The organism is Acinetobacter sp. YH12151 (assembly GCF_013418355.1).
Lineage (GTDB): Bacteria > Pseudomonadota > Gammaproteobacteria > Pseudomonadales > Moraxellaceae > Acinetobacter > Acinetobacter pseudolwoffii.
Genome location: NZ_VPCG01000008.1, coordinates 87,385 through 97,237 on the forward strand (window position 1 = coordinate 87,385; position 9,853 = coordinate 97,237).

6 protein-coding genes and 1 pseudogene are annotated in these 9,853 nt (G+C 46.9%); 5 read left to right on the forward strand and 2 right to left on the reverse strand.

The features are described from left to right. Positions 1–6 precede the first annotated feature (6 nt). The 5 genes from ftsI to FTU82_RS04910 are packed head-to-tail and all read left to right on the forward strand — an operon-like array spanning position 7 to position 6,728. On the forward strand, positions 7–1,830 hold the full coding sequence (gene ftsI / locus FTU82_RS04890) for a penicillin-binding protein PBP3 (RefSeq protein ID WP_074383637.1): 1,824 nt from the start codon (positions 7–9) through the stop codon (positions 1,828–1,830). An 11-nt stretch (positions 1,831–1,841) separates the two neighbouring features. Beyond that, positions 1,842–3,338: a UDP-N-acetylmuramoyl-L-alanyl-D-glutamate--2,6-diaminopimelate ligase gene (locus FTU82_RS04895; protein WP_180000930.1), complete on the forward strand. Its 1,497-nt coding sequence runs from the start codon at positions 1,842–1,844 to the stop codon at positions 3,336–3,338. A gap of 9 nt (positions 3,339–3,347) precedes the next feature. Next, complete coding sequence (gene murF / locus FTU82_RS04900) at positions 3,348–4,751, forward strand: UDP-N-acetylmuramoyl-tripeptide--D-alanyl-D-alanine ligase (RefSeq protein WP_180000929.1); 1,404 nt, start codon at positions 3,348–3,350, stop codon at positions 4,749–4,751. Next, positions 4,752–5,870, forward strand: a complete 1,119-nt coding sequence (gene mraY, locus FTU82_RS04905; RefSeq protein ID WP_005094334.1) for a phospho-N-acetylmuramoyl-pentapeptide-transferase — start codon at positions 4,752–4,754, stop codon at positions 5,868–5,870. It begins immediately after the preceding gene. A gap of 54 nt (positions 5,871–5,924) precedes the next feature. Continuing rightward, complete coding sequence (locus FTU82_RS04910; RefSeq protein ID WP_100357757.1) at positions 5,925–6,728, forward strand: putative RNA methyltransferase; 804 nt, start codon at positions 5,925–5,927, stop codon at positions 6,726–6,728. Between the two features lie 63 nt (positions 6,729–6,791). On the opposite strand, the gene ponA is transcribed toward FTU82_RS04910, so the two are convergent. Then, positions 6,792–9,320, reverse strand: coding sequence for a penicillin-binding protein PBP1a (gene ponA / locus FTU82_RS04915; RefSeq protein WP_100357756.1), 2,529 nt, complete (start codon positions 9,318–9,320; stop codon positions 6,792–6,794). 103 nt (positions 9,321–9,423) lie between these two features. After that, a pseudogene (locus FTU82_RS04920) lies at positions 9,424–9,727 on the reverse strand (IS982 family transposase); the annotation flags it as partial. Positions 9,728–9,853 lie beyond the last annotated feature (126 nt).

The following is a 9,853-nucleotide window of genomic DNA, read 5'->3' on the forward strand; positions in this document are numbered from 1 at the left end:
TCGGACATGATAGACAAAAGAAAGAAGCAAGCGGTACGTAAAAAACAATCAGTTACCGACAAAAACGCCTCAAATGTGTATATCAATCGTTTCTATATCATGTGGGCGGTGGTGTTGCTGTGTTTTATTACACTGATTTGCCGTGCCTTCTATGTGCAGATTATCAATAAGGATTTTTTGCAAAATAAAGCCAATGCCAATATTTTAAGAACCAATACCATCAAGGCCATGCGTGGCGTGATTTATGACCGTAATGGGGTGCCGCTGGCGATCAGTACGCCGATCATGAAAATCGTGATTGATCCACGTGACTATTTTGACAATAAAAAACTCTATGACGAGACCATACTGGCACTGGAAAAAGAGCCAGATAGCCGCAAGTTGAAACGCCAGTTGCCGGATAAAAACCTGAATCTGGATGAACTGGCCGATGCAGTCGGTATGGATCGGGCAGAACTACGCAAAAAAATGCAAGAACGCCCGCGTTCTCGTTATCTGATCCTGAAAAAAGAAGTTCCGCCACAACAGGCTGAACTGATCATGAAGCGTAATTTTCAAGGTGTGTATACCGAGAAAAACTACAAACGTTATTATCCGCAGCCACAGCCCAATTCACAGATTATTGGTCTGACCAATAGTGAAGGCACCGGGATTGAAGGTCTGGAAATGCAGCTCAATACCCGTCTGGCAGGTGAAGATGGTGAGCAGCAGATTATCCGGGATAAAAAAGGCAACCGGGTTAAAGAGCCGGAAGTGATTAAAGAAGTCGAGCCGGGCGAGAATATCACCCTGAGTATTGACTCGCGTCTGCAATATATTATGTACCGTGAACTGACTGCGGCAGGTGTGGCCAATAATGCCCGTTCTGCGACTGCGATTGCGGTCGATGTGAAAACCGGGGAAATTCTGGCCTTGTCATCTTGGCCATCATATAACCCGAATGATAAAAATGGTCTGCTGAACAAGGATGCCATGCGTAACCGTGGTGCAGTGGATTCCTTCGAGCCGGGTTCGACCATGAAGCCCTTCACTGTGGCAATGGCCCTGGAAAGTGGTAAATATACGGCCAATTCAGTGGTCAACACCACACCGGGCAGTATGCGAATTGGCAATCACACCATTCGTGATACGCATAACTATGGTCAGTTAACACTGGGCGGTATTATCCAGAAATCTTCGAACGTGGGTGTCGCCAAACTGGCCTTGTCTTTGCCGTATGAAACTCTACCCACTTTCTATAAACGCTTGGGTTTTGGCTCACGCTCAGCAGTAAGATTCCCGGGTGAAAGTGCCGGTCTGATCTTGCCACCAAGTAAATGGAATGTGTCAGAAGTGGCAACCATGTCCTATGGTTATGGCCTGAATGCTACTGTGCTGCAAATGGCGGATGCCTATGCCATGCTGGCCAATAAGGGTGTGAGAATGCCGCTGAGCCTGTACAAGCTGGAAGAACAGCCGCAGGGTGAGCAAATGATTGATGCCAATATTGCAGATCAGGTCTTGCTTATGCTGGAAGTAGCAACTCTGCCTGGCGGTACCGCCACGCGCGCGACAATTCCGGGTTATCGTGTGGCAGGGAAAACCGGTACTGCGCATAAACTGCGTGCCGATCGTAAAGGCTATTCTACCAATGAATACCGGGCTTTGTTTGCTGGCGTAGCGCCCGTGAGTGATCCGCGTATTGCCATGGTGGTGGTGGTCGAAAATCCGCAAGGCACCTATTACGGCGGTACGGTATCGGCACCGGTATTTGCACGCGTGATGCAGGAATCCTTGCGTCTGCTAAATGTCCCTCTGGACAAACCTTTAGAATCTCCCAAAGTCCAGTAAATAGGTGATCAATGTCTATTACATTTAAAGATCTCTACGCCGTTCAGGATACTGCTGAATGGATGACCCAAGCCTTTCAGGGTTTCGAACTGGATAGCCGTAAAGTTAAGGCAGGGCAAATTTTTATTGCCCTGACCAGTCTGTCACAACCAGAAAAAACGGCAGTATTTGCACAAAAAGCTTTAGAGCAGGGTGCCTTAGCGGTGATTTCTGAAATCGAATTGGATATCTCACCCAATCTGGTGGTTGCTAATGTCCGACATTTGATGGGACAGTGGCAAAAACAATACTTACAAGCCAGCCAACCTGTTCAGGCTGCAGGTATTCTTGCAGTGACTGGTACCAATGGTAAAACCACGATTTCACGTTTGGTTGCGGAATTGTTCATGTTGCAAAGCAAAGCTTGTGCAGTGATGGGGACGACAGGTAACGGGATTTTACCAAATCTGGAAGCCTCGTCACATACCACGCTCGATGCTTTGCAATTGCAAAATGCTTTACATGTTTATGCTCAAGCCGGTGCTAAATTTGCCTCGATTGAAGCCAGTTCGCATGGTCTGGAGCAAGGTCGCTTGAATGGCTGTGATATCGAGATTGCGGGCTATAGTAATTTAAGTCGCGATCATCTGGATTATCACGGGACGCTGCAAGCCTATGCAGAAGCCAAATCTGCTTTATTTAAATTTGAAAGTTTAAAAGTGGCTGTCATCAACCTGGATGATGCGCATGCTCATATCATGATTGATGCAGCGCGCAACAATCCCTCACAGCCAGAAATTTTGACCTATTCAACCCGTCAAGCTGCGGATTATCAGGTTCAGGATATTCAATACAGCATTTCAGGTGCGGCCTTTAAGCTGAAAACGGCTTCTGCTGAATATGTTGTGAACAGTCCGCTGCTTGGACATTTTAATATTGAAAATCTGGTCGCCAGTCTGATCATGGCAGAGCAGGCCGGATTTGATTTAAGCAGCTTGATTGCGACTGTGCCACAGCTTAAAGGTGCACCAGGCCGGATGCAGGTGCTGCGTGATGGCGAGCGCCTATTTGTAGTGGATTATGCGCATACACCTGATGCCTTGACTCAGGTTCTCATCACTTTAAAACGTCATGTTTCACAAAATCTCTGGGCCGTCTTTGGCTGTGGCGGCGATCGTGACCGCGGCAAGCGTCCACTCATGACCCAAGCAGCATTAGAAGGTTCGGATATTGCGGTCTTGACTTCCGATAACCCGCGAACCGAAGATCCGGCACAAATTTTTGCCGATATGAAAAATGGCATCGACTTTTTAGGCAAAAGCTACCATGAAATTCATGACCGTCGTGAAGCGATCAAGTTTGCCGTTAAACACGCGCAGGCAGGGGACATCGTAGTGATTGCAGGCAAAGGTCACGAAAATTATCAGGAAATTGATGGTGTACGTCACTGGTTTGATGATGTGGTCGAAGTGCAAGCTGCGATTGATGCCCAGCATCACAGCACAGATTCAGCTTATCCAGCGTATTAGGATTCAGATATGCATACCTCAACAACCAGTACCGTGCCACTTGCACCTTGGACAGCAGAACAGCTTGAACAAGCGACTCAAGGCAATTGGCTCAATAATAAAAAACCGGCAGACGCCATCAAACGTATTCTGACCGATTCGCGTGATGCTGAACAAGGGGATGCTTTCCTTGCGCTGCAAGGTGAGCGCTTTGATGCCCATGATTTTGTGGCACAAGTAGCAGCAAGCGGCTGTCAGATTGCGATCGTCAGTCGACCGCTCGATATCGATATCTGCCAGCTTGTCGTAGACGATACCCGTTTGGCACTGGGGCGGTTAGGCGCATACCGTCGTCAGCAGAATTCTCAGCTCAAAGTCATTGCCTTGACCGGCAGCAGTGGCAAGACCACCACCAAGGAAATGCTGGGGAGCATCTTGTCTCGTCTTGCGCCGACATTGATCACGCGTGGCAACCTGAATAATGACCTCGGCGTACCGGTGATGTTGCTCGAATTACGTCCCGAACATCAGTATGCAGTGATGGAGCTGGGTGCCAGTCATCAGGGCGAAATTGATTACACCTCAAACATGGTACAGCCGCATGTAGCCGGGATCATTAATATCGGCACTGCGCATTTGGGTGAATTCGGTGGCCGTGATGGCATTTGTACTGCCAAATCTGAAATTTATGCGCATATTACAGAAACCTCGATTATTCCTGCCGCAGATGATTTTACTGAAACCATTCGTCAGGCGGTCAAAACTGAACAAAGCTTAAGTTTTGGTGCCGGCGGTGAGGTGTATGCCAGCGATGTCGTGCTTGATGCGCAATCTTCTACCTTTACCCTGCATACACCACAAGCTTCGAAAACAGTTCAGCTGCCCTTTGCCGGTGAACATAATGTTGAAAATGCCACAGCAGCAGCTGCCTTTGCTTTGGCAATCGGGATTGGTCTGGATGATATTGTGGCCGGTCTGGAGCAGGCTGTGGGTGCCAAAGGCCGTTTGAATTTTATTCAACACAAACAGTATTTGCTGATTGATGATACCTACAATGCCAATCCTGGTTCAATGCGTGCAGCAGCTGAAGTTTTGGCACAGCAGCAGGGCATTCGGGTCATGGTGACCGGTGATATCGGTGAACTCGGTTCATCGGCTGCGATGGAACATTATAAGCTGGGTCGAGATCTGGTCTCGGTCAAAGGCATTAACTTTGTGGTGGCTGTGGGTGAATTTGCACCTGCCGCACAGGAAGGTGCACGTAGTACCCAATATGGCAAGAAAATGCAGGCTTTCCTGAATCAGGAGCAGGCATTGTCATTTTTAATTCATTTGATTGAAACACATCAACCTCAGCCGATGTCATTTCTGTTTAAAGGGTCGCGTTATACCCATATGGAAACATTGATGGCTGCATTGATGGAGAAACTCTAAATGCTGTTATGGCTCTTTGAACATTTGGCGGGCTTTGACAGCACGTTTCAGGTGGTTCGTTATTTAACTTTACGTGCGTTGCTCAGTGTCCTGACGGCATTGACCATTGGTCTGGTGCTGGGTCCTATCATGATTCGCAAGCTTCAGGCACTCAAATATGGTCAGGCGGTCAGCTCGTATGCCCCTGAAAACCATGCCAAGAAAATGGGTACACCGACCATGGGTGGGGTACTAATCCTGCTTTCAATCGGTATTTCGACCCTGCTTTGGGCGGATCTTTCAAATCCTTATGTCTGGATTGTACTGGCGGTGATGGTCATCTTCGGTGCCGTGGGTTGGGCGGATGACTGGATTAAAATCCGTTATAAAGACAATGCCGGTCTGCCTGCGAAGAAAAAATTCTTCTGGACTTCGGTCGGTGCATTGGGAGTCGGTATTGCCCTGTATGTGATTGCACAGCAGCAGACCAATCCGGTACATACCGCGAATATGCTGGATCTTTTGATTCCATTCTTTAAAGATTTGACGATTCCGCTGTCGGCTATTCCACTGGGGATTGGCTTCATTATTTTCACTTATTTTGTGATCAATGGTGCATCCAATGCGGTAAACCTCACCGATGGTCTGGATGGTCTGGCGATTATGCCAATTGTACTGGTTGCAGCAGGTCTGGGTGTATTTGCTTATCTGGCCGGAGACGTGCGTTTTGCCAATTACCTGCATATTCCCTATGTGAAATATTCCTCTGAACTGGTGGTGATCTGTGCGGCGATGATTGGTGCCGGTCTGGCATTCCTGTGGTACAACGCCCATCCTGCGCAAGTGTTTATGGGTGATGTCGGTGCTTTATCGCTGGGTGCGATGTTGGGGACGATTGCCGTGATGGTACGTCAGGAAATCGTCTTTGCGATTATGGCGGGTGTATTCTTGGTCGAAGCGATTTCAGTATTCTTGCAGATTGGTTCATTAAGAATGCGCAATAAACGCGTGTTCCTGATGGCACCGCTGCATCATCATTATGAAAAGAAAGGCTGGCGTGAAACTCAAGTCGTCATTCGTTTCTGGATTATTACAATTATGCTGGTGGTTTTGGGTCTAATGACCTTAAAATTGCGTTAAGAGATGCATTGAAAAAAGTCGGCGCAGGCCGGCTTTTTTGTTTTGGAGAGAATGATGAATTTACTCATGTGCCCAGTCTGTCGCCAGCAGTTGAGCTTAAATGAAAGAACATGGCGATGTGAGAATTATCATAGCTACGATGTGGCCAAGCAAGGCTATGTGAACCTGCATGTGGTGCAACATAAACACAGTAAAAATCCTGGGGATACGCCTGAGTCCGTCCAGGCACGTCGTGCATTTTTGAGTGCGGGTCATTATGCGCCTTTGCAACAGGCCGTGGTGGAGAAGCTGCGAGAGCTGTGTATTGAAAATCTTTTAGATATTGGTTGTGGTGAAGGCTACTATACTGATGCCATGCAGACTGAAGTGCTGCAATGCGTCGGGGTGGATATTGCCAAAAATGCCGTTCAGGTCGCGGCCAAGCTCAATAAAAATATCACCTGGGTCGTAGGAACCGGGGCGACTTTACCGGTGCTGGATGGGTCGATTGATATGTGTACCAGCCTGTTCAGTCCGATCCCAAAACAGGAAATTTTACGGGTTTTAAAAGCTGAAGGTTATTTAATGGTGGTGACACCTGCGCCACAGCATTTATATGCGATGCGTGAGGCACTTTTTGAAGAAGTGAAACCCCACGAACCGCAAAAGTTTGTTGAGCAACTGCAAGATGAGTTTGATCTGCTCAGTGAGCAGGTGATTGATGCCCCGATGACTTTGCCACAGACAGATTTAAAAAACCTGATTGCTATGACGCCGTATGCTTACAAGGCCAAACCTGAACGCCGTCTGGCACTTGAACAGCAGGATCAGTTTAAATTGCTGGCGCAATATCAGATCTATCTGTTTCAGAAAAAATAAAAATTCACCGATAAAAAAGCCCTCATTGTTGAGGGCTTTTTTATACTAGTTTGTCGGTTGTGGTTATTGCACTTCTTGAATCAGGTTTTCTAAAGCGTCCACTTTGCTTGGTTGAAGCGGCTGTTCTGGCGGAGCAGTTGTTTCAGCAGCATCTGGCACAGCAATTTCCTGTCCCGGCAGATCTTCGAAATCTGTTTCTGTCCGTTTCGGGACGACCACAGGTGCCGGGCGGTAAAGCGCAGTGGCCATTGGTGGTGAAGGCGGATCATTCTGCGCTTCATCACCCTGAACTACCTTGCTTCGATTCACTGGTGCCTTGGCATTACGGTCTAAACGCACCCATGCTTCTGGCTGACCTTTTAAGGCATTGCCCATAAAGTCGGTCCAGATTGGTAAGGCTGCCACACCACCATATTCACGGCGTCCCAAGGTTTTAGGCTGGTCAAAGCCGACCCAGGTGATGGTAACCAGTTTGCCATTGAACCCTGCGAACCAGGCATCTTTGGCGTCATTGGTGGTTCCGGTTTTGCCCCCAATATCATTTCGCCCGATTCTTAATGCCGCACGGCCGGTACCGTGCTGAATCACATCACGCAGAATATTGGCCATGTCATAGGCAGAGCTGGATTTTAAAATACGCTGTGCCTGACGATAATTACTGTCTTCAGCAGAGACTTTGGGTGCAGCCTGTTTCTGTTCTAGACTTGTATTGTTGATTGCAATCGCTTCGTCATCTGCGGTCATGGTGTCGGCAGGTTGAGCAGGTTCTTCTTCGGTATTGATACATGAAATACAAGCATATTCAGGCTGAGCCTCAAAAATGGTATGACCATAGGCATCTTCAATACGGGTAATGAAATGTGGCTGGATCCGGTAACCGCCGTTGGCAAAAGTCGCATAACCTGTCGCCATCTGAATCGGCAGAACCTGAGGCGTGCCGAGTGCGATGGTGTAGTTACGCGGAATCTGATTGTCCTGTAAACCAAAATCCATAAACAGCTGACGGGTACGTTCAATCCCGACAGCCTGTAATAAACGCACTGAAACGGTATTGCGCGAAAGATAAAGTGCGCGGCGTAGCGGGATCATCCCCAGATAACGGCCATCTGAATTACGAGGTGTCCATTTGCCAATGGTAATTGGCGCATCATTCACCATGGTATGCGGTGTCATGCCTCGTTCTAAAGCCAGTGCATAAACAAAAGGCTTAATCGTAGAGCCGGGTTGACGCCAGCCCTGGATTGCACGGTTAAATTTCGACTGATAAAAGTTGTATCCGCCCACAATGGCTTCAATTGCACCATTATTTGGATTGATGGCAATCAACTGTCCTTGCACATTTGGAATTTGTACCAGCGACCACGAGGTTTTATTCTGATTCGGTCGTAAACGTATAATATCTTTGACTTTGACAATCTCGGAAGCTTTGCTAGGCGCACCACCTACACTGTTGACATTGCGAAAGGGGCGCGCCCAAGACATACCGGACCACGGTACAGTTACCGTGGTGCCATCCTGCATCAACGCTTCAAAACTGGAATTGCCAATCTTGGTCACTTGAGCAGGGTAGGTGTTGGCATAGGCACGGAAATTTTCCAGCGGTTGATCATGTGCTTCAGCACCACGCCAGCCATGTCGACGGTCATAAGCTTCCAGACCCTCTTGTACCGCCTGTTCTGCATAGGTCTGGCGTTCACTATGGATGGTGGTATAGACCTTGTAGCCAGAATCTACCGCCTGTTCGCCAAAGTTTTGTACCAGTTCAGAACGCACCATCTCACCGACATACGGGAATTTATTGCGGGTACTGCGGTCAGGCATATCCAGATTGATGGGTTCAGCAATCGCTTGTTGATACTGACTCTGGTTCAGATAGCCCAGTTGCAGCATACGTCCTAAAATCCAGTTGCGACGTTCGAGAGCACGTTTGGGGTTGGCCACCGGATTATATCGAGAAGGCGCTTTAGGTAAGCCCGAAATCATGGCCATCTGCGCAATCGAAAGCTCTTCTAAACTCTTGTTATAGTAAATTTTGGCTGCTGCTGCGATCCCGTAGGCATTCTTACCCAAGAAGATTTTATTCACATAGAGTGTCAGAATTTCTTCTTTAGTCAGGCTTTGCTCAATCTTACGGGCCAGAAAAATTTCAGTCAGTTTACGCTTGAGTGTTCGTTCAGGGCTGAGATAATAGTTTTTCGCCACTTGCATGGTGATAGTGGAACCACCGGTCTGCACATCCGAACCCGTGATACTTTCACTGACTGCACGGCCTAAGCTTTTAAAACTGATTCCGCTATGCTCGAAAAAGCTGGAATCTTCAGCGGCGAGGAAAGCATGAATAAACTCGGATGGAATTTGTTCATATTTCACGGGAACAGAAAGCTTGCCACCATACTCAGCAATTAATTCATTATCTGAACTAAAAACTTGTAAAGGCTTTAATAAAGGCGCCTTTTTAAGCGTGGACATTTCAGGCAAAGATGGGGCAATATAGAGATACATGCCATAGAAACCCATCGGAATTGAGATCAGGATAATGATAATGATCAAAAAAAATGGGTGAACAAGGCCTGAACAAGATAGCTTTTTCATAACAAGTAAGTTTTAATAAGAGCTAATGGCGAACTAATTGCCGATCAGTATATCCTTTAGATATACATATTGTTAGATGAGTTATTGTATCTATACGCCAATCTCAACTTTTAATTAAGTTTTCCAACTGTAAAGGAGGATTACCTAATTGAGAATTTAAAACGACTGAAATTGTATGTGAAAGAATTTTTCGAGTGATACGATGAGATAAATGCCATAGATCTCTAGCCCTGACTTTTTGTATATTAAACTGCGCTGTTAAGTTGTCCTATGACTGTTTCAATTTTCCTTCGGGTATTCATTAGTATTCTCATAGCTTCTTTCGGTCGATGATCAACCATATTTTTTCTAAATGGTGTTTGTAAATCAACAGACTGTAAATCATAGTATTTTTTTAGTTCAGGTCGGCTTTGTTGCACAAAGATTTGAAATGCAAAGCGCCCCTAATTGAGCCAAATTTAAGGCGTAACTTGGGTAAGTGGTCGACCTAATTCCGTAAATCTGTTAAGGACTGCTACACGTACATGGATCTC